At 64.0% G+C, this 20,894-nt stretch carries 16 protein-coding genes; 3 read left to right on the top strand and 13 right to left on the bottom strand.

Annotated features, from left to right (window positions below):
- Positions 1 to 213: 213 nt before the first annotated feature.
- From ASF66_RS16810 to ASF66_RS16800, 3 genes are read left to right on the top strand one after another with little or no spacing between them, the layout of a single operon-like run.
- Positions 214 to 2,343, top strand: coding sequence for a putative bifunctional diguanylate cyclase/phosphodiesterase (locus ASF66_RS16810; protein ID WP_056844676.1), 2,130 nt, complete (start codon positions 214 to 216; stop codon positions 2,341 to 2,343).
- 56 nt (positions 2,344 to 2,399) lie between these two features.
- A complete protein-coding gene (locus tag ASF66_RS16805) occupies positions 2,400 to 2,900 on the top strand; it encodes a M48 metallopeptidase family protein (protein ID WP_056844675.1) in 501 nt (166 codons plus the stop codon).
- Between the two features lie 11 nt (positions 2,901 to 2,911).
- Positions 2,912 to 3,208 (top strand): winged helix-turn-helix domain-containing protein, encoded by a 297-nt coding sequence (locus tag ASF66_RS16800; protein ID WP_049861413.1) that lies wholly within the window; start codon positions 2,912 to 2,914, stop codon positions 3,206 to 3,208.
- Here ASF66_RS16800 and ASF66_RS16795 read toward each other — a convergent pair.
- From ASF66_RS16795 to ASF66_RS16735, 13 genes are all read right to left on the bottom strand, one after another.
- Positions 3,199 to 3,669 (bottom strand): GNAT family N-acetyltransferase, encoded by a 471-nt coding sequence (locus tag ASF66_RS16795; RefSeq protein ID WP_056844674.1) that lies wholly within the window; start codon positions 3,667 to 3,669, stop codon positions 3,199 to 3,201. The genes ASF66_RS16800 and ASF66_RS16795 overlap by 10 nt on opposite strands.
- Before the next feature lie 44 nt (positions 3,670 to 3,713).
- On the bottom strand, positions 3,714 to 5,903 hold the full coding sequence (gene yccS / locus ASF66_RS16790) for a YccS family putative transporter (protein WP_056844673.1): 2,190 nt from the start codon (positions 5,901 to 5,903) through the stop codon (positions 3,714 to 3,716).
- Positions 5,904 to 6,098: 195 nt separating this feature from the next.
- Positions 6,099 to 7,277 carry an NAD(P)/FAD-dependent oxidoreductase gene (locus ASF66_RS16785; RefSeq protein WP_056844672.1) on the bottom strand — a complete coding sequence of 393 codons (1,179 nt, stop codon included), beginning with the start codon at positions 7,275 to 7,277 and terminating at the stop codon, positions 6,099 to 6,101.
- A 79-nt stretch (positions 7,278 to 7,356) separates the two neighbouring features.
- A complete protein-coding gene (gene dbpA, locus ASF66_RS16780) occupies positions 7,357 to 8,694 on the bottom strand; it encodes an ATP-dependent RNA helicase DbpA (RefSeq protein ID WP_236690533.1) in 1,338 nt (445 codons plus the stop codon).
- 115 nt (positions 8,695 to 8,809) lie between these two features.
- Positions 8,810 to 10,276: a multidrug transporter subunit MdtD gene (gene mdtD, locus ASF66_RS16775; protein ID WP_139211034.1), complete on the bottom strand. Its 1,467-nt coding sequence runs from the start codon at positions 10,274 to 10,276 to the stop codon at positions 8,810 to 8,812.
- A gap of 92 nt (positions 10,277 to 10,368) precedes the next feature.
- On the bottom strand, positions 10,369 to 11,697 hold the full coding sequence (locus tag ASF66_RS16770) for a TldD/PmbA family protein (protein WP_056844671.1): 1,329 nt from the start codon (positions 11,695 to 11,697) through the stop codon (positions 10,369 to 10,371).
- The gene (locus tag ASF66_RS16765) at positions 11,694 to 13,136 is read right to left on the bottom strand and encodes a TldD/PmbA family protein (protein ID WP_056844670.1); all 1,443 of its coding nucleotides are present in this window, start codon (positions 13,134 to 13,136) and stop codon (positions 11,694 to 11,696) included. Before ASF66_RS16765 ends, ASF66_RS16770 begins: the two co-directional genes overlap by 4 nt.
- Positions 13,137 to 13,310: 174 nt before the next feature.
- Positions 13,311 to 15,014 carry a choline dehydrogenase gene (gene betA, locus ASF66_RS16760; protein ID WP_056844669.1) on the bottom strand — a complete coding sequence of 568 codons (1,704 nt, stop codon included), beginning with the start codon at positions 15,012 to 15,014 and terminating at the stop codon, positions 13,311 to 13,313.
- A 104-nt stretch (positions 15,015 to 15,118) separates the two neighbouring features.
- Entirely contained in the window at positions 15,119 to 16,591 is a 1,473-nt protein-coding gene (betB, locus tag ASF66_RS16755; protein ID WP_056844668.1) for a betaine-aldehyde dehydrogenase, read from the bottom strand.
- Between the two features lie 48 nt (positions 16,592 to 16,639).
- Positions 16,640 to 17,233: a transcriptional regulator BetI gene (betI, locus tag ASF66_RS16750; protein ID WP_056844667.1), complete on the bottom strand. Its 594-nt coding sequence runs from the start codon at positions 17,231 to 17,233 to the stop codon at positions 16,640 to 16,642.
- 311 nt (positions 17,234 to 17,544) lie between these two features.
- Positions 17,545 to 18,726 (bottom strand): choline ABC transporter ATP-binding protein, encoded by a 1,182-nt coding sequence (gene choV / locus ASF66_RS16745; RefSeq protein WP_056844666.1) that lies wholly within the window; start codon positions 18,724 to 18,726, stop codon positions 17,545 to 17,547.
- Complete coding sequence (choW, locus tag ASF66_RS16740) at positions 18,723 to 19,568, bottom strand: choline ABC transporter permease subunit (protein ID WP_043192362.1); 846 nt, start codon at positions 19,566 to 19,568, stop codon at positions 18,723 to 18,725. The genes choV and choW overlap by 4 nt, the downstream gene beginning before the upstream one ends.
- 75 nt (positions 19,569 to 19,643) lie before the next feature.
- Positions 19,644 to 20,591 (bottom strand): choline ABC transporter substrate-binding protein, encoded by a 948-nt coding sequence (locus ASF66_RS16735; RefSeq protein WP_056844665.1) that lies wholly within the window; start codon positions 20,589 to 20,591, stop codon positions 19,644 to 19,646.
- Between the last annotated feature and the right edge of the window lie 303 nt (positions 20,592 to 20,894).

Genomic DNA, 20,894 nt, shown 5'->3' with positions numbered 1-20,894 from the left:
CTGCCAGCCAGCCAACGCATCCAAATCGCCAACAGGCCGGGCGGGCCTCTGGCGATTTTTTGCGTAGCTGGAGTTTTACCGCTTGTCGGAGGTGTGTCACATTTAACGGTCACTTGGTAATCATGCTTCAGCCTTTTCTGGAACCCTGTCTAGAGTGAGGTCTTCAATGTCTGGGTAGAACCGGACCGAACCATGTAGAACGAGAAAAAAAGCATGGAATGCGCCCCCAACTTGCCCCTTGAAGGTGGCTCTACACTGCTGGTCGTCGACGACTATCCAGAAAACCTGCTGAGCATGAGAGCTCTGCTCGAACGCCAGGACTGGCAGGTGATCACTGCCGCTTCCGGTGTGGAGGCGCTGGGCAAGCTGCTGGAGCATGAGGTCGATCTGGTTCTGCTGGACGTGCAGATGCCGGGCATGGACGGCTTCGAAGTGGCGCGCCTGATGCGCGGCAGCCAGCGTACGCGCTTGACCCCGATTATTTTCCTGACCGCCAACGAGCAGTCGCAGGCCGCCGTGCTCAAGGGCTACGCCACGGGCGCGGTGGACTATCTGTTCAAGCCGTTCGATCCGCAGATTCTGCGCCCCAAGGTCCAGGCCCTGCTCGAGCAGCAGCGCAACCGACGCGACTTGCAGCGCCTGAGCCGGGACCTGGAAGCGGCTCGCGCCTTCAACGCCTCGGTCCTCGAAAACGCCGGGGAAGGCATTCTGGTGGTCAACGATCAAGGATTGATCACCTTCGCCAACCCGGCCATCTCGCGCCTGCTCGGTGCCAGTGTCGAGCAACTGCAGGGTGGTGCCTTGACCGACCATCTGCACAAGCCGCAAATCCCCGTGTGGTTCGAGTCCGACTTCTATCGCGCCTACAGCACGCGCACGACGTACCGCGTTCACGATGGGCTGATGCGAACGGCCAATGGCCAGCAACTGCCGGTGGCCTTGTCGTGCGCGCCGTTGCCCGGCGAGCAGCGTGCGATGGTGGTGACGATCCTGGACATGTCGGTGGTGCGCAGCCTGCACCAGCAGCTCGAATACCAGGCCGTCACGGATCCGTTGACCGGGCTGCTCAACCGCCGCGGTTTCTATCAGGCGGTGGAGAGCGCATTGGTGCGCAACGAGCGTGCGGAAAAGGCCCAGGCCTTGCTGTATCTGGACATGGACGGTTTCAAGCGGATCAACGACCGCCATGGCCATGACGCGGGCGACCGGGCCTTGCGCTGGGTGGCCGAACAGATCAAGGCCGTGCTGCGCCCCTTCGACGTGGTAGCCCGCCTGGGCGGTGACGAATTCACCGCGCTGCTGGACAACCTCGACTACCCCGAGCAGGCCGCCAAGGTGGCCGAAAAGCTCATGGAACGCATCGCCATGGAACAGACCGTGGACGGGGTGGACATCAATCTGGGCGTGAGCATCGGCATCGCCACCTATCCCGAGTGCGGCGCCAACCTGGACAGCCTGCTGCGCGCCGCCGACATTGCCATGTATGCCGCAAAGCAGGCAGGCCGTCAGCAATACCGTTACTACGACCAGGACTTGAACGGTCGGGCGCGATCGCGTCTGCTGCTGGAAACCAGTGTCGGCGAAGCCATCGAGAACCGCGATTTCAGCCTGGTCTACCAGCCGCAGGTGTCACTGCTCGACGGTCGCCTGCGTGGTTTCGAAGCGCTGCTGCGCTGGTGCCATCCCAGTGTTGGCGACGTGCAGCCGGGGCTGTTCATTCCCCTGCTCGAACAGGCGCGGTTGATCAGTCGCCTGTCGAGCTGGATCTACACCGAGGGCGCCGCCCAGCGTCGCGCCTGGTCCAGCCGCTTTCCCGACGAACTGGTGCTCAGCATCAGCCTGAGCAATGCCCAGTTCGCCATGCCCAATCTGGTCTCCGAGCTGCAGCGTGCGATCGCCTTGCACGGCTTGCGCCCGCAGCAGCTCGAAGTGGAAGTGGTGGAATGTTCCCTGATGCACAACTTGACCCAGGCCACCGGGCAACTGGACCAACTACGCAACCTGGGCGTGCGCATCGCCCTGGACGATTTCGGCACCGGCCCGTGCTCGCTGAAACTGCTGCGCGATCTGCCCATCGACACGCTCAAGCTGGACCGTCACCTGATTGCCAAGTTGCCCGACTCGCACCCTGACGGTGTCTTCGTGCGCAGCGTGATTCAGGCCTGCACTGCTTTCGACATCACGGTGATCGCCGAAGGCGTGGAGACCGCCGAGCAATGTCGGTGGCTACGCGCTGCTGGCTGCGAGTGGATCCAGGGCTTTGTCATTGCCCGGCCGTTGACCGCACAGGCCGCCAGCGATTTTCCATTGGTCAGCGCAGGCGTGCAGCCGGCGGCGGTGTGACGCCGGCCCCGGGCAGGCGTTACACTGGTCGCTTTTCTCAAGTCGAAACGGGCATCATGAGCGCGCTGAAGTACCTGCAAGCCTACCCACCCGCACTGCAGGAGCAGGTACGGCAACTGATCGAGCGCGGGCAGTTGGCGGACTATCTCAGCCAGCGCTACCCCGATCGTCACGCCGTGCAGAGCGACAAGGCGCTTTACAACTATGCCGTGGCCTTGAAGCAGGCGCACTTGCGCAATGCACCGGCCATCGACAAGGTGCTGTTCGACAACCGCCTGGACCTCACGCACCGCGCGCTGGGCTTGCATACTGCGGTGTCGCGGGTGCAGGGCGGCAAGCTCAAGGCCAAGAAGGAAATCCGCATCGCTTCATTGTTCAAGGACGCGGCGCCGCAGTTTCTCGAAATGATCGTGGTGCACGAGCTGGCGCACTTTCGCGAGAGTGACCACAACAAGGCGTTCTATCAACTGTGCGAGCACATGCTGCCCGGTTATCACCAGTTGGAATTCGACCTGCGCGTCTACCTGACCTACCGTGATCTGCCCCCGCCGACGTGAAGGATATTCCCATGCAAGTCAGCAAGACCCGCAGCAGTTTCTACCGCCGGCTCTACGTGGCCTGGCTGATCGACAGTGGCCAGGCGGCCACCGTGCCGGCCCTCATCGAGGCGACCGGCATGCCTCGGCGTACCGCTCAGGACACCATTGCGGCCCTCGCCGATCTGGACATTGCCTGCGAGTTCGAGCAGCAGGACGGCGAGCGCAACCACATCGGTCGCTATGTGATCAGGCAGTGGGGTGCGATCGATCGCGAATGGATCGGCCAGAACCTGGGCCAGATCCGCCAGGTGCTCGGTTACCCCTGAGCGGCCCCGACCTCGCGCCGCATGGCGATGTGTGGGATGTTGTCCTCCAGGTATTCCTGGCCTTGGGCGATGAAACCGTAGCGGCCGTAATAGCCCTGCAGGTGGGCCTGGGCCGATAGCTGGATCGGCACCTGCGGCCAGCGTTGGGCGGCCTGCTCCAGTGCCTGGGTCAGCAGCGCGTGGCCCAGTCCGGTGCCGCGGGCCGATGCGGCGGTGATCACCCGGCCGATCACCACGTCGCCGCCCTGGGTCGAGGGATCCAGCAGGCGCAGGTAGGCCACCAGTTGGCCGTTGTCCCGACCCAGCAGATGGCAGGTGTCGGCGTGCAGATCCTGCCCGTCGACGTCCTGATAGGGGCATTGCTGCTCGACCACGAAGACCTCGCTGCGCAGGCGCAGGATTTCGTACAGCTGGTGGATATCCAGCTCGCGGTGGTGCATGCACATCCATTCGATGGCCATGTTTACCTCGTTCCGTGTTTCGATTCCGGCAAGCCGCAGCGCCATCAGGTGACGACTGCGGTCGGCCCTTTGATCAGGTGTGCGGCCAGGGTTCGCAATGGCCCCAATTGACGACAGATCAGCGCCAGTTGGGTCTGCACCAGGCGCTGGCCTTCGTCGACCTCGTCGGGCATCTGCTCCAGCGTGTTGGCCAGCGCTTCCTCGCTGTCGCTTTGCACCTGCACCGGTTCACGCGTGGCCAGGCCCGTGGCGATTTCATCGATGCTGCTCGCCAGGCTTTCGCCGGCCTCGCCGATCAGTTGCTCACGCGCCTCGGCTGGCAACTCGGTGCCACGGTGCGCGCCCAGTCCGGACAGGTAGCTGAGTAAGGTGTGCGACAGCACCAGGAAGCGGAAGCCGACGTCGGCTTCCTTGCGGAAGTGCCCCGGCTCCATGAGCATGTTGGCCAGGGTGGTGGAGAGCGCGGCGTCGGCATTGTGCGCGTTGCGCCGGGCCAGGCGGTAGGCGAGGTCGTCGCTCTTGCCGTTGGCGTACTGCTGCATGATCTGGCGCAAGTAGATGCTGTTGCAGGTCAGGGTATTGGCCAGCACCTTGTTCAGTTTGCGGCCCTGCCAGTCAGGCAGAAACAGGAACACCGCAAGGCCGGCGATCAGGCTGCCGAGCAGGGTGTCGAACAGGCGCGGCAGGAAGAGGCCGTAGCCGTCGCCGGTCTGGTTGAAGCAGAACAGCACCATCAGCGTGATGGCTGCCGTGGCCAAGGTGTAGCGCGTGGTGCGGTTGACGAAGAACACCAGGCCGGCGCCGATGGCGAACAGCGATTGCACGATGGGGCTGGGGAACAGATCGAACAGCGCCCAGCCCACGGTCAGGCCGATGGCGGTGCCGATGATGCGCTGGCCCAGCTTGCGGCGGGTGGCGCCGTAGCTGGGCTGGCACACGAACAGGGTGGTCAGCATGATCCAGTAGCCTTGGCTGGGGTGGATCAGATGGACCATGGCATAGCAGATCACCAGCGCCAGGGGCAGGCGCAGGGCGTGGCGGAACAGCAGCGAGGTGGGCGTGAGGTTCTGCCGAATGCGGCCCCAGAAGTCCTTGAGGGTATGCGGCGAGCGATCCAGCAGGCTGCTGTCGCGGGCGTCGGCGAGACGGTCGGGGTTGCCGGCGTCACTGAGCAGTCGGTCGAGGGTGCCGAGGTTGGCGGCCAGCGCGCGCAGCGATCGCAGCAGACCGCGCCAGGCGGGGTTGCTCTGGATGCGCAGGTGTTCGAGCGAGGCGTGCAGGTCGCTCAGTGCTTCGGCGAAGCTGTCGTCGTAGATGAACGGCTGACGCAACTGGATCGACTCGCCCAACCGCTGGCAGGCGACACCTTGCTGGCGCAGCAGGCGCTGGCAGCGGAACAGCACGTCGCTGTGGAAGAACGCCTCGGCCAGGGCGTTGTACGGATAGTGAGAGGAGCTGGCGCGTTCGTGAATGTCCTGGGCGAGGAAATACAGCTTCAGGTAGCGGCTGACCTTGGAGCCGGGGCGGCCGTTGCCGACCCGGTGCAGGATGATCTCCTTGGCAGCGTTGAGCGCCGCCACGACTCGACCGTTCTGCTTGGCCAGCTCCAGGCGGCGGGCTTCCACATCCAGTTGGCGAATCGGTTCGAACAGGCTCGCCTTGAGCTTGAGGTACTGTCCCAGTTCGCTGAACAGCCGCGCCAGGGCCTGTTGCACCGGCTGGTTGGAAAACAGCACCTGCCACAGCACCGACAACAGGCCGTACCAGGCGGCACCGGCGACCAGCAGCAACGGCTCGCGCCACAGGTTGCTGACCTCGCCACCGCGCTGGTCGACACCGATCATGGTGTACACCGAGAGGATCAGCGTGGCGTAGGCGATCGCTCCGTAGCGTTCGCCCAGCGCGCCGAGCATGGTCAAGGCGAAGCTGGCCACGGCCAGGGCCGTGACGAACACATAGGGGTAGGGGAACAGCAGCTCGACGGCGAAGGCGGCGACGGTGAAGCAGGTCAGCGTGGCCGCGAGGGCGCGGATGCGGCCTTGCCAGTTGTCGTCGGTCTCGGCCAGGGCGCAGGCGATGATGCCCAGGAACAGCGGGACCAGCAGGCGCATCTCGTTTTCATACCAGCACAGCGCCATGCTGCCGGACAGGGCGATGAACACCCGGACGCTGTAGCTGAACTTGTCCAGCGCCCACAAGCGGCGCATGGATTGGCGGAACGACCTGGATGCCATGAAGAGGGAATCGACCTGTAGGCGAGGGAGCTGATGAACGGCGTCAATTTATCATTGTCGGCGGTGGACGGGTACTGCGTGGAGGTGGGGCGGTTTTGACTGCATTGCGATTTACCTGAGACACCGCGCTGCGTTCTTCGCGGGCAGAGCCCCGCTCCCACCTGTACCGCGATTCGTCCGACACCTCGTGCTGGGCTACACGTACTGCGCGGCCGCGTAGCCTGAGGCCCAGGCCCATTGGAAATTGAACCCGCCCAGGTGCCCGCTGACGTCGAGCACTTCGCCGATGAAATACAGACCCGGGCTCTTCAACGATTCCATCGTCTTGGACGATACCTCGCGGGTGTCGACCCCGCCCAGGGTTACCTCGGCAGTGCGATAGCCTTCGGTGCCGGCGGGCACCAGTTGCCAGGCGCCCAACGCGTTCGCCACCGCCTGCAGCTCGGCCGGGGTGTACTGCTTCATCGGCTTGGACACGAACCAGTGCTCGGCCAGCAGGTTGGCCATTTTCTTGGTAAAGACCTCACCCAGCAGGGTCTTGAGCTCCGAATTGGGTCGTTCGGCCTGTTGTTGCTGCAACCAGGCCAGTGCATCGTGATCCGGCAGCAGGTTGATCTCGACGCTGTCGCCAGGCTGCCAGAACGAGGAAATCTGCAAGATCGCCGGGCCGCTCAGGCCGCGATGGGTGAACAGCAGGTTCTCGCGAAACGCCTGATCGTTGCAGCTCACCAGACAATCCACCGACGTCCCGGACAGCTCGGCGCAGATATCCTTGAGCTGGTCGGTGATGGTGAACGGTACCAGGCCGGCGCGGGTGGGCAGGATGCTGTGGCCGAACTGGCGAGCGATCTGGTAGCCGAAGCCGGTGGCGCCCAGGGTCGGAATCGACAGGCCACCGGTGGCCACCACCAAGGACTGGCACGCCAACGGCCCCATTGACGTCTGCAAGCGATAGCCTTCGGCGGTTTTCTCGATGGCCTGCACCGAGGTGTCCATGCGCAGCTCGACCCCTGCGCTTTCACACTCGGCCAGGAGCAGGCCAAGGATGTCGCTGGACTTGTTGTCGCAGAACAGTTGGCCCAGTTTCTTCTCGTGATAGGGCACGCCGTGCTTGGCCACCAGGGCGATGAAATCCCATTGGGTGTAGCGGGCCAGGGCCGACTTGCAGAAATGCGGGTTCTGCGAGAGGAAGTTGGCAGGTTCGGTGTACAGGTTGGTGAAGTTGCAGCGACCGCCGCCGGACATGAGGATCTTCTTGCCTGGCTTGTTGGCGTGGTCGATCAGCAGCACTTCACGGCCTCGCTGTGCGGCGCTCAGGGCGCACATGAGACCTGCGGCGCCGGCGCCGATGATGATGACGGGGGTAGAGCGCACTGCTGGGTCCTCTCGAATCGGGGTGTCAGGGGAGGCCTCTTCGCGAGCCCTCTGCCCGCGAAGAGGCCATACCTGCCGCTTACAAAATCCGCACGCGCAGCGAACGGCCCTTGATCTTGCCGCTGTTCAGACGCTGCAGCGCCTGCTTGGCGATCCCGCGTTCCACGGCCACGTAGGCCTGGAAATCGAAAATGGCGATCTTGCCGACCTGGGTGCCGGGAATGCCCGCATCGCCGGTGAGTGCGCCGAGGATATCGCCCGGACGCACCTTGTCCTTGCGTCCGGCACCGATGCACAGGGTGCTCATCGGTGGCAGCAGCGGCTCGCCGCCCTTGGACGTCAGGCTGTCGAGCTCGGCCCAGGCCAGTGGCGATTTCTGCAACTGCTCGATGGCCTGCGCCCGATGCGCCTCGGCCGGAGCGACGAAGCTGATCGCCAAACCTTTCTCCCCGGCGCGACCGGTACGGCCCACACGGTGGATGTGAATTTCCGAATCGCGCGCCAGTTCGACGTTGATCACCATGTCCAGGGCATCGATGTCCAGGCCACGGGCAGCCACGTCGGTCGCCACCAGCACCGACGTACTGCGGTTGGCGAACATCGCCAGGACCTGATCACGGTCGCGCTGCTCCAGGTCGCCATGCAGCGCCACGGCGCTGATGCCTTTGCTGGTCAGGTGATCGACCACTTCCTGACACTGCTGCTTGGTGTAGCAGAACGCCACGCACGACTGCGGGCGGAAGTGACCCAGGGCACGCACCACGGCAGCCATGCGGTCATCCGGCGAAATCTCGTAGAAACGCTGCTCGATCTGGCTGTCGGCGTGCAGGGCCTCGGCCTTGACCTGCTGCGGATCGCGCATGAACTTGGACGACAGCTGCTTGATCCCGACCGGGTAGGTGGCCGAGAACAGTAGGGTCTGCCGGCGTTCCGGGGTCTGCTCGATGATGTCGGCGATGGCGTCGTAGAAGCCCATGTCGAGCATGCGATCGGCTTCGTCGAGCACCAGGGTGTTGAGCCCGTCGAGCACCAGCGAGCCCTTTCGCAGGTGCTGCTGGATGCGTCCCGGTGTGCCGACGATGATGTGCGCGCCGTGCTCCAGCGAAGCGATCTGCGGCCCGAACGACACGCCGCCGCACAGGGTCAGCACCTTGATGTTGTCTTCGGCGCGCGCCAGGCGGCGGATTTCCTTGGCCACCTGATCGGCCAGCTCGCGGGTGGGGCACATGATCAGCGCCTGGCAGCCGAAATAGCGCGGATTGATCGGGTTCAGCAGGCCGATGCCGAACGCGGCCGTCTTGCCGCTGCCGGTCTTGGCCTGGGCGATCAGGTCCATGCCCTTGAGAATCACCGGCAGGCTCTGCGCCTGGATCGGCGTCATCTGGGCATACCCGAGGGATTCCAGGTTGGCCAGCATGGCGGCGGACAGGGGCAGCGTGTTGAAAGCAGTGGCAATGGTGGTCACGGGACGGGCCTGCAAAACAAAATGTCGCGTAGTGTATCAGCCCCGTGACCTTTCGCCCTAAACCTGCTTAGTGCTCAACCGGAGGTTCCTGACGAGGTGCGCGCCGTCCATCGCTGTCGGACAGCTGCACGAAGATCCCGGCGGCCAGCATTGCCATCAGGCCGATGGTCAGGAAGGTCGCCTGGAAAGCACCCAGCACCGTGTCCACGCCCTCGTTGCCCAAGGACGCGGTGAAACCGCCCAGCAGAGCACCGGCGCAGGCCACGCCCAAGCCCAGGGAAAGCTGCGCCACCACCGACAGCAGACCGTTGCCGCTGCTGGCGCTTTCGTCGTCCAGGTCGATCAGGGTCACGGTGTTCATCGCCGCAAACTGCAACGAGTTCACCGCGCCGAGCAGGCCCAGCTGGGTCAGCAGCAGCCAGTAGGGGGTGGTTTCCGAGACCAGGCCGAGGCTGGCCAGCAACAGGCCCAGCAGCAGGGTGTTGCCGGTGAGCACGATGCGATAGCCGAAGCGCTCGATGATCGGCCGGGAAAACGATTTGGCCACCATGGCCGCCGCCGCCAGCGGAATCATGCTCATGCCGGCTTCCGAAGGCGAGTGACCCAGCGCCACTTGCAGCAGCAAGGGCACCATGAAGGGCAGGGCGCCGCTGCCCAGGCGCGCGAACAGGTTGCCCAGAATGCCGATGGCGAAGGTGCGCGTGTGGAACAGTTTCGGCGAGAACAGCGGGTTGTCGATCTTGCCCGCACGCAGCCAGTAGGCGGCCAGGCAAGCCATGCCGACGAACAGCAGCAGCATCACCCGCAAGTGCGGCAGATGCAGCTCGCCCAGGCCTTCCATGGCGATGGTGATGAGCACCATGGCGGCACCGAACAGCAGGAAGCCGATACCGTCGAAGCGCGTGCGTTCGGCGCCGCGCAGGTCGGGCACCAGGTTCCAGACCGCCCAGCAGCCCAGTGCGCCCACCGGCAGGTTGATGAGGAAGATCCAGTGCCAGCTCAACCATTCCACCATCCAGCCGCCCAGGGTCGGCCCGAGCAGGGGGCCGAGCAACGCTGGCACGGTGATGAAGCTGAGGATGCGCACCAGCTCCGAACGCGGGTAGGCGCGCAGCACCACCAGCCGCCCCACCGGCAGCATCAAGGCACCGCCCAGGCCTTGGATCACTCGGGCCACCACCAGCATCGCCAGGCTTTGAGACAGCGCGCACAACAGCGAGCCGATGCTGAACAGCATGATGGCGCTGAAGAACACCTTGCGCGTGCCGAAGCGGTCGGAAATCCACCCGGACGCCGGAATCAGCAGCGCGACTGTCAGCATGTAGGCGATGATCACCGACTGCATGCGCAACGGGTTTTCCGCCAGGTCGCTGGCCATGGCCGGCAGCGCGGTGTTGAGGATGGTGCCGTCCAGGGCCTGCATGAAGAAGGCAATGGCGATGACCCAGGGCAGCCAGCGAGCGGTAACGGGATCCAGTGTTGGGCGCGTGGACATGGGGCCTCTTGTTGTTTGAGGTTGATGATGAATGTTCATGGCCAGCCGGCAGGAGCGGTCATCGGCCGCGAAACATGCACTGCGGTGTAGCTGACACTGCGTGGTGCACTTTTCGCGGCCACGGACCGCTCCTACAGGGTCAACAGCAATCGCTTCACCAACGCGCCAGGGAGCAAACTGGAATGGGTCTGGCGCTCGCCGTAGGTGCTGGTCGAAAGAATCAGCTCGCGCTCGGCCGTCAAGGCTTCCAGCTGGTCACCCAGGACACTGTAGACGCTGTCGTCGAAACGCATGGTATTGACCGGTGCAACGATGTGACCGTCCTCCACCCAGAAAGTGGCAAAGCGGGTCAGCCCGGTCATGCGCGCCGCTGGCATGTCGGAGTAGTTCAGGTACCACAGGTTGCTGATGTACAACCCGGTTCCGAGGCGTTGCAGCACGTCGGCCACGGGCAGGTCGCCCGCTGCCATCTGCAGCGCGCCCGGCATCTCCGAGTTGTCCGCGCCGTTGCCCTGCAAGCCGTATTCGGCCGCGCTGCGCGAGTCCACCAGGCGCTCGGCGGCGAGCCCGTGGCTGACCAGCGAAAGGTCCTTGCGCGGATAGCCTTCCTGGGAAAACGCCGGGGTCAACGAACCGCTGACGCGCTCCTCGAAGCTCACCTGCGCGCTCAACCGGGCTTCGCCTGCATACAGTCGTTGCAACGGGCTGTTCTTGCTGGCGATGGCCTGCGCCGAGAAGCCGCCCCAGCCCAGCATACCGATGATTTCATCCAGCGCAGCCGGTGCCAGGTAGGCGCGATAGGCGCCCGGCGGCAGCACCTTGAGCGGACGGCTCAGGTGCTCCAGTTGCACGCGGGCCTGGGCCAGGCGGTCGGCGAAGGCCTGTGCCTGCCACTGCTGGCCGGCGTAGTTGGCCTTGACCGCTTCGCCATTGGCATGGAACAGGCTGAAATCGAAATTGAAGCTGTTGGCCTGATGCCAGCCAGTGGCCCCGTCGCTGCTGGCGAAACCCCGGCAGATCGTGCCCGCGGCATAGATGCCGACCAGGTCCAGACCACGGGCCGCCGCGCCGATCTGTTCGACGACTGCAGCCGCGTCGGGCAAGGGCGTGTCGTCGACATGGCGCGTCTGCCATTGCGAAGTGTTGAGTTGCAGGTAAGGGTCCGGTTGCAGCAGCGGCAGGGTCTGGCTCAGCTGGTGCACGGCCTGGGCCAGACGCTGCTGGTCCACCTCCAGATCCTCGGACAGGGTCAGCTGCAACTCGGCCTGGCGGCCATCTTCGATCAACTTCAGCGACACCGTAGCCTGGGCCACCTGTCCCGCCTGGCGCACCTTGGCATGGTTGAAACGGATGAAATCCGAGGCTTCGGCGTTGTAGCTCAGGGTGAAGCGCTGGCTCGGGGCGACGGTGTGTCGCAACCCTTGCACCAGTGCTTGGAAATGCTCGGCATGATGGCTCATGCGTCACCTCCGAACACGTCGATCTGGCTGAACACGCAGCTGGGCGATGCATGCCCCACACGGATCACCTGGTTGGGTTCGCCCTTGCCGCAGTTGGGCGTACCCAGCACCTGCAGGGTGCTGGCGTCGCCGACCGCCCGCAGGTTTTTCCAGAAACTGGCGGAGATACCCCGATAGTTGGGGTTCTTGACCACGCCCTTGAGTTCGCCGTTCTCGATCAGTTGGCCCCACTCGCAGCCGAACTGGAATTTGTTGCGCGCGTCATCGATCGACCAGGAACGGTTGGTGGACATCAGGATGCCGTGCTCGATGCCGGCGATCAGCTGCGCCTGGCTGTGCTCGCCCGGTTCGATGTTGAGGTTGGCCATGCGATCGATCGGGGCCCGGTTCCAGCTGCTGGCACGGCTGTTGGCGACGCCGTCCATGCCGCTGCGGTATTGCGACAGCGCGCCGCCCAGTGGGCGCACCAGCACGCCATCACGAATCAGCCACTGCTTGCTGGCTGGGGTGCCATCGTCGTCGTGTGCGTAGCTGGCCAGTTCGTGCGGGATATCGGGGTCGAAGGTCACGTTGAGCAACGGCGAGCCATAGCGCAGGTGGCCGAAGTCCTCGACCTTGACGAAGCTGGTGCCTGCGTAGTTGCGCTCGTCGCCCAGAATACGGTCCAGCTCCAGGGGGTGGCCGATGGATTCGTGGATCTGCAGCATCATCTGGTCGGGCGTCAGCAGCAGGTCACGCGGACCTTGCGGGGCATTGGGCGCCAACAGCAACTGCAGGGCCTGGTCGGCGACCTGGCGGCCGGCGCCGACAATGCCGCAGCGCTCGATCACGTCGACACCACCTTGCTGGCCGAAGTTCTCGCGGCCCAGGCTGCGGGTCTGGCTGTCACTGCCGTCGAAGGCCGTCACGCTCAGGCCAGGGAAGACGAAGCGTTGCGCCTGGCGAATCTGCGCACCGGCGTTGTTGAGGTAGATCTGTTCGACATCGGTGATGCCCAGGCCGGCATACCAGCTGACCAGCCGCGGATCGTCCGGCACGCGGGCGGACTCGTCGGCGAGCAATTGGTAGCAGTCGGCGAGGTTGGGAAAGGGTTGCTGCAGGTCAGGCGAGAGGTAGTCGAAGCGGGCATCGGCCACGGGCTGCTCGCGCAGGTCGAGCAGGGCATGGGCGGAGATGCCGCGGGCCTGGCTCTCGGCACGCTCGAGGGCCTGTTGCAGACCGGTTTGGGACAGGTTGCCCGTCGCGGCATAGGCTTCCACGCCGTTGACGCGCACGGTGATCATCACGCCTTCGTCGCTGCTCAGGCTGGGCGGCTCGGCGATGTTCTTGCGCACCGCCAGGTGTTGGCTGGATTGGCGCACATGGCGTAGGGAGAAGAATTCGGCGTGAGTGCGCAGGGCGGCGAAGCGTCGTTGCAACAGCGCGGTGGAATCGAACATTCAGAGGCCTCTGTGGTGGGGCAGTTTCGGCCCCTTCGCGGCTGCTAGCCGCTCCTACGGAGGAAACGCGATCCTATGTAGGAGCGGCTAGCAGCCGCGAAGGGGCCGGCATGCCGAGCCGAGTTGAGCAGGCCCACAGCTTAGGCCCCACCGCCGCCATGGGGCAAATCCATATCAGCTGTGAGGCGCACCCACTTCGCGCATCGGCTTGCCACGCACCGGCGCATCGCCTGCCACGTAGTAGGCCGCGGTCGAGCGTGCTTCGGGCTTGCGGCCACGAATACGGTCGGCGATCTTCTCGGCGATCATGATGGTCGGCGCATTCAGGTTGCCGGTGGTGATGATCGGCATGATCGAGGCGTCGACCACACGCAGGCCTTGCAGGCCATGCACGCGGCCCTGACCATCGACCACAGCCATCTCATCGGTGCCCATCTTGCACGAGCACGACGGGTGATAGGCGGTTTCGGCATGCTCGCGGATGAACTGATCCAACTGCTCGTCCGTCTGCACGTCGATGCCGGGGCTGATTTCGCGGCCGCGGTACTGGTCCAGCGCGGGTTGCTGCATGATTTCGCGGGTCAGGCGGATGCCGTCGCGGAATTCCTGCCAATCCTGTTCGCTGGCCATGTAGTTGAACAGGATGCTCGGATAGTCGCGCGGGTTCTTCGACTTGACGTTGACCCGGCCGCGGCTCGGCGAGCGCATGGAGCCGACGTGGGCCTGGAAACCGTGCTCCTGAACACCCTTGGTGCCGTTGTAATTGATCGCCACCGGCAGGAAGTGGTACTGGATGTTCGGCCATTCGAACTCAGGGCGCGAACGGATGAAACCACCGGCCTCAAACTGGTTGCTGGCGCCGATACCGGTGCCCAGGAACATCCATTCGGCGCCGATCTGCGGCTGGTTCCACCACTTCAGCGACGGGTACAGCGAGACCGGCTGGGTGCAGCTGTATTGCAGGTACATTTCCAGGTGGTCCTGCAGGTTCTGGCCGACGCCTGGCAGGTCGTGCACGACGTCGATGCCCAGCGGCTGCAGCACCTCGGCAGGGCCCACGCCGGAGCGCTGGAGAATCTGTGGCGAGGCGATCGCGCCGCCGCACAGCAGAACTTCCTTGCGGGCACGGGCCTGGATGCGCTCGTCGCTGTCACCGACCAGGTAGCTGACGCCGACCGCACGCTTGCCTTCGAAGACGATCTTGTCGGTCAGGGCGTGGGTGACGATGGTCAGGGTGTCGCGCTGCTTGGCCTGGTCCAGATAGCCACGTGCGGTGCTGGCGCGGCGGCCCTTGGGCGTCACGGTGCGGTCCATGGGACCGAAGCCTTCCTGCTGGTAGCCATTGAGGTCGTCGGTGCGCGGAAAGCCTGCCTGCACGCCGGCTTCGACCATGGCGGCGAACAGTGGGTTGTTGCCGGCTTTGGGCGTGGTGACGCTCACCGGACCTTCGCCACCGTGGTAATCGTTGGGGCCGATGTCACGGGTTTCGGCCTTGCGGAAATACGGCAGGCAGTCCAGGTAGCTCCAGTCTTCAAGGCCGGGCAGCTTGGCCCAGCCGTCGTAGTCCATGGCGTTACCGCGGATGTAGCACATGCCGTTGATCAGCGAAGAGCCACCCAGGCCCTTGCCGCGGCCGCACTCCATGCGCCGGTTGTTCATGTGCGGCTCGGGCTCGGTCTCGTAGGCCCAGTTGTAGCGGCGGCCCTGCAGGGGGAAGGCGAGGGCGGCGGGCATCTGGGTACGGAAGTCCAGGCGATAGTCCGGGCCGCCGGCTTCGAGCAGCAGGACGGTGACGCCTGGATCTTCGGTCAGGCGCGTGGCCAGGGTGTTACCGGCCGAGCCGGCGCCGATGATGATGTAGTCGAATTCCTGGGACATGGAGGTTCCCTCTTTGAAAAATGGCAAGGTGGGCAGGGTGTCAGGTCTGGCCTATTCGCGGGCAGAGAGCTCGCCGCCCGCCCCGCTCCCACAAGGGTCTCGGCTCAGAACACCGAAACGTAATCGCCCAGTTCCACCTGTACCGATTTGATCCGGGTGTATTGCGCCAGCGAGCTGATGCCGTTTTCGCGGCCCACGCCGGACTGTTTGTAGCCACCCACCGGCATCTTCGCGTCGGATTCGCCCCAGGCGTTGATCCAGCAGATGCCTGCTTCGAGCTGATGGATCACGCGGTGCGCACGGTTCAGGTCACGGGTGACCACTCCGGCGGCCAGGCCCATCTCGGTGGCATTGGCGCGGCGGATCACTTCGTCTTCGCTGTCGTAGCCGAGGATGCTCATCACCGGGCCGAAGATTTCTTCGCGCACGATGGTCATCTCGTCGCTGCAATCGGTGAACACGGTGGGTGCGACGAACGCGCCCCGACCCAGCTCACCGTCGGTCAGCCGCTCGCCGCCGCACAGCAGCCGCGCGCCTTCGGCCTTGCCCTTGGCGATATGGCCCAGCACGTTTTCCATGTGGGCAAAGCTCACCAGCGGACCGAAATTGGTGTTTTCGTCTTCAGGATCGCCGATGCGGATGCGCTGTACGCGCTCCAGGATCTTGGCTTCGAGTTGCGCCTTGAGGGCATTGGGCACGAACACCCGAGTGCCGTTGGTGCAGACCTGACCGGAGCTGTAGAAGTTGGCCATCATGGCGATGCCGGCGGCCTTGTCGAGGTCGGCATCGTCGAAGATGATCAGCGGCGACTTGCCGCCCAGTTCCATGGTCACTTCCTTGAGCGAAGAGCTCGAGGCGCTGGCCATGACTTTCTTGCCGGTGCTGACGCCGCCGGTGAACGAGACTTTCTCGATGCCAGGATGCTCGGTGAGCCAGGCGCCGACTTCGCTGCCGCTACCGGTCAGCACATTGAACACGCCAGCGGGCAGGCCGGCCTCGGTGTAGATCTCGGCCAGCTTGAGGGTGGTCAGCGAGGTGACTTCGCTGGGCTTGAAGATCATCGCGTTGCCGGCGGCCAGCGCTGGAGCGGACTTCCACAGAGCGATCTGGATCGGGTAGTTCCAGGCACCGATACCGGCGGTCACGCCCAGGGGCTCGCGGCGGGTGTAGACGAAGGACGTGTCGCGCAGCGGGATCTGCTCGCCTTCGATGGCGGGCACCAGGCCGGCGTAGTATTCGAGCACGTCGGCACCGGTGACGATGTCGACGTAGCGGGTTTCCGAGTAGGCCTTGCCGGTGTCCAGGGTTTCCAGCAGGGCCAGTTCGTCGTTGCGCTCACGCAGGATGTCGACGGCTTTGCGCAGCACGCGCGAGCGCTCCATGGCGGTCATCGCGGCCCAGATCTTCTGGCCCTTTTCGGCGCTGGCGACGGCTTTCTCGACGTCCTCGGCGGTGGCGCGCTGGACCTGCGCCAGCACTTCACCGGTGGCCGGGTTGACGGCATCGAAGGTGCCGCTGCCGCTGGCGTCCACGTAGCCGCCATCGATGTAGAGTTTTTGCGTTGGGAAACGGGCCATAAGATCCTCGCGGTGCAGTTAAGGTGGCAGCAGGCGAGGCGCGAAGCTTCAGCGCTGCTGTTTTGCCAGTTGCATGTCCATGTATTCGCAGGCGATGCGATGTGCCTGCGCGGTATCGAAAGCATCGCCCGACAGGGCGCCGCGCAACCACAGACCGTCGATCAGTGCAGCCAGGCCGCGTGCGGCGCTGCGTGCCTGTTCCACCGGCAATTCACGGCGGAACTGGCAACACAGGTTGGAATACAGGCGGTGGTCGTTGATCCGCTGCAACCTGTGCAAGGACGGCTGATGCATGCTGGTGGCCCAGAAGGCCAACCAGGTCTTCATGGCCGGAGCGTTGACCTGGCTGGCGTCGAAGTTGCCTTCGATGATCACCTGCAGGTGCGCCCTGGCGCTGTCGTCGGTCAAGGCCTTTCGGCGCGTGGCGACGTTGTCGATCAGCATGTTCATCAAATGGCGCATGGTCGCTGCGATCAGGCCGTTCTTGTCCTGAAAGTAGTGACTGATGATGCCGTTCGACACACCCGCCAGGCGGGCGATCAGAGCAATGCTGGCGTCACTCATGCCGACCTGGTCGACAGCCTGGAGCGTGGCTTCGATCAACTGTTGGCGGCGGATGGGTTGCATACCGACCTTGGGCATTGCGCGAATCTCCTTGGGCCTGCAGTACGGGCAGTGAGTGACAGCCGACTGAGGCCAGTCTAGTTTATTTTGATTGAACGATCAATCAATAAAAAAGGATGGGGGAATGTGTGCAGGGTTTTTAGAGGATCGGGGAGGGGAAGGCAATAAGGTTTGAGCGGGGGGGTATCAGGGAGATTGCGGTGAGGCGTTCGCGGGCAGAGACCCGCTCCCACACGGCTTGGATCAACCTTGTGGGAGCGGGTCTCTGCCCGCGAAGAAGACGCCGCGGTGTATCAGACCAACCGCGTCAGGGCTCCTGCCAGCGAGGATCAGCCCAGGTTCTTGCCCAGCAGGGCATGGTACAGCTCGGTATCCCCAAGAATACCCACCACCTGTTTGTCACTGTCCTGCAGGACCAGTTTGTGGCCCGTCTGATAGCGGATCTGCAAGGCGTCGCGCATGCCGATGTCGGCACTGACCAGTGTTGGCCGGCGGCCCAGGCCTTCCATCGCTTGCCCGGGCGCCCAGCCTTGCACGTCGAGCACGGTGTCGCCCTGGCGTGCGCTGGTCAGCGAATTGCCGGCGCCCAGGTTCAGCCATGAATCCACGCCCGGATCCAGGCACACCGAACCGTTGACGCGGGTGCACTTGTCCAGGGTGCGCATCAGGCTGCGCCCGCACAGCACGTTGAGTGGATTGGTGTGAGCGACGAAGGTCCGCACGTAATCGTCGGCCGGGTTGAGGACGATCTCCTCGGGCACGCTGTACTGGACGATCCGCCCGTCTTTCATGATGGCAATGCGGCTGCCCAGCTTCAGCGCTTCGTCCAGGTCATGGCTGACGAAGACGATGGTCTTGCTCAATTTGCGTTGCAGCTCCAGCAACTCGTCCTGCAGACCCTGGCGGATCAACGGGTCGAGCGCCGAAAAGGGTTCATCCATCAGCAGGATGTCGGCGTCCATCGCCAGCGCCCGGGCCAGGCCCACGCGCTGCTGCATGCCGCCGGACAGCTCGTCGGGCTTCTTGTTGCGCCACTGGGTGAGACCCACCAGTTCGAGCTTCTCGTCGACCAGCTTGCGCCGTTCCTTTTCCGGACGGCCCTGCATCTCCAGGCCGAAACTGATGTTCTCGCGCACCGTCAGCCAGGGCATCAGGGCGAACTTCTGGAACACCATGGCGATACGCTTGGTGCGCATCATCTTCAGTTCTGCCGGCGTGCACGAGGCGATGTCGATCTGGCGGTCTTCATGCTCGACGAACAGCTTGCCGCGGCTCACCGTGTTCAGCCCGTTGATGCAGCGCAGCAGGCTCGACTTGCCCGAGCCGGACAACCCCATCAGCACGCAGATCTCGCCCTTGTTGATGTCCAGGCTGGCCTTTTCCACGCCAACGATCTGCCCGGTCTTCTTCAGGATCTCGTTGCGGGTCAGCCCTTGGTCGAGCAGCTTCAACGCCTCGCGTGGGTCCTTGGCGAAGATCACATCGACGTTGTCGAATCGAATAATGCTCATGCATCACCCCCTATCTTGACGTCGGGTTGTTTGCAGATACGGTCGAGCATGATCGCCAGCAACACGATGGCCAGACCGGCTTCGAAGCCCAGCGCGATATCGGCGGTGTTCAGTGCGTTGACCACCGGCTTGCCCAGGCCATCGGCGCCGACCAGGGCGGCGATCACCACCATCGACAGCGACAGCATGATGCACTGGGTGATGCCCGCGGCGATGCTCGGCATGGCGTGCGGCAATTCGATGCGCGACAGCAGCTGGCGGCGCGAGCAGCCGAAGGCCTTGCCGGCGTCCATCAGTTCCTGCGGCACGTCGCGGATGCCCAGGTAGGTCAGGCGAATGGGCGCGGCGATGGCGAACACCACCGTGGAAATCAGGCCCGGTACCACGCCCAGCCCGAACAGGGTGAGCGTGGGGATCAGGTAGACGAAGGTCGGTACCGTCTGCATCAGGTCGAGGACCGGCCGCATCATGGTGTAGAACATCGGCTTGTGCGCGGCGACGATGCCCAACGGCACGCCGATGATCACGCAGACCAGGGTGGCGAACAGCACCTGCGCCAGGGTCTCCATGGTTTCCTGCCAGTACCCCAGGTTGAGGATCAGCAGGAACGACAGCGCCACGAACAGCGTCAGGCCCCATTTGCGCTGGATGAAATGCGCCAGCGCAGCGATCAGGGCGGTCAGTACATAGGGGTTGAACCAAGTCAGACCGGCGGTAAAACCATGAATGATCGCTTCGAGCGTGGACGCGATGGCATCGAACGTCGAAGCCCCGTGTTGGGTGAGCCAGTCGACGAAGGCCGCGATGTACTCGCCCAGGGGGATCTTGTGGTCTGTCAGCATGGTAGTGAGTGTCCGCATGCGAGGAAACGAAGGGCCGGCGGGTGAGGCCGGCAACCGCCGGCCCGCCTGCCAGCGTTATTGCGCGAGCTTGGCCTTGACGGCTTCAAGACCCGGCTTGCCATCGATAGTGGTGACGCCCGCGAGCCAGGTGTCGAGCACCTGTGGGTTGTTTTTCAGCCAGGCTCGTGCAGCGGCGTCGGGTTTCTGCTTGTCGTCCAGGACGTTGCCCATCAGCGTGCTTTCCATGGCCAGGCTGAACTGCAGGTTCTTCAGCAACTGGCCAACGTTGCTGCACTCCTGGGTGTAGCCCTTGCGTGTGTTGGTATAGATGGTGGCCTGGCCGAAGTTGGGGCCGAAGAAGTCATCGCCACCGGTCAGGTACTGCAGCTTGAAGCGGGTGTTCATCGGGTGCGGTTCCCAGCCCAGGAACACTACGTCGGTGTTGCGCCGCTGGGCGCGATCGACCTGGGACAGCATGCCGGCCTCGCTCGATTCGACCACTTTGAAACCGGCGTCCTTGAGGCCGAAGGCGTTCTTGTCGATCATGCTCTGGATCAAGCGATTGCCGTCGTTGCCCGGTTCGATGCCGTAGATCTTGCCGTCCAGTTCCTTCTTGAATTTGACGATGTCGGCGAAATCCTTCAGGCCCTTGTCGTACAGCGCCTGGGGAACGGCCAGGGTGTACTTGGCGTTTTCCAGGTTGGCCCGCACTGTTTCCACAGTGCCAGCGTCGCGGTAGGGCTTGATGTCGTTTTCCATGGTCGGCATCCAGTTGCCCAGGAAAACGTCCATGTTCTTGCCGTCGGCCAGGGACTTGTAGGTCACCGGCACGGAAATCATCGTGGTCTTGGTCTTGTAGCCCAGTGACTGCAGCACCGCACTGGTGACGGCGGTGGTGACGGTGATGTCGGTCCAGCCGACATCGGAGAAATTCACAGTGGCGCATCGCGCCGGTTCCGCTGCTTGAGCCAATACAGGCAGGCCCAGCAGGGTGGCCAGCAGAATCGATGTTGGACCTTTCATGGTGTGCTCCTGGTTTTCTCGGCGTGGGGCGCAAGGGCATGCCACGCTTGTTTGAATGCTCGATCGCCCCGTCCGCGACGGGTGCGCCGCCAAGGTGCCAGGCGATCGGGCCGTGAGTGATCATGTACCAGCGCAAATCAGCCGCCTACCGGGTGCGTCGTATCCAGTGCGGGCAGAGTCGCATCCAGTGTCGGTGACGTCGCTTACAGCTCATGGGCTTGCAGCAGCGACCTTACCCGCGACACCTGCGCACATCCACTTATATGAAGTTGCCACACGAACGTGCAGAGGCGAGCTGCACGC

This window comes from Pseudomonas sp. Leaf129, from assembly GCF_001423465.1.
GTDB lineage: Bacteria > Pseudomonadota > Gammaproteobacteria > Pseudomonadales > Pseudomonadaceae > Aquipseudomonas > Aquipseudomonas coleopterorum.
This window is presented reverse-complemented; position numbering and strand designations above follow the sequence as displayed.